At 48.5% G+C, this 272-nt stretch carries 1 protein-coding gene; it reads right to left on the bottom strand.

Annotated elements, in window-relative coordinates:
* On the bottom strand, positions 1–272 hold a 272-nt coding region (locus CCS90_RS15015), incomplete at both ends, for an Ig-like domain-containing protein (protein ID WP_180236552.1).

Genomic DNA, 272 nt, shown 5'->3' with positions numbered 1-272 from the left:
GTGGTTGTATAAGTGGCACCGCCGACTTGAACGGTCACTGTGCTGTTGGCCTCAGCCGTACCTGAAATCACAGGAGTCACGTCATTGGTTAACAATGGAGTAACAGTTGGAACATCAGGAGCCGCTGCATCAACAGTCACTTGAGTTGGTGATGATGAGTTACCGTTTTCATCGGTCACAATCACACTGATCACATCGCCATCGGCTGGCAATGGATTAACCGGAGAACAAGAGAAGTTACCTGAACCATCGGCAGTGGTTGAACAAATCAA

The sequence above is a fragment of the Marinicella litoralis genome, assembly GCF_002591915.1.
GTDB lineage: Bacteria > Pseudomonadota > Gammaproteobacteria > Xanthomonadales > Marinicellaceae > Marinicella > Marinicella litoralis.
The sequence above is the reverse complement of the archived record's forward strand: the minus strand, read 5'-3'. Positions and strand labels throughout refer to the sequence as shown.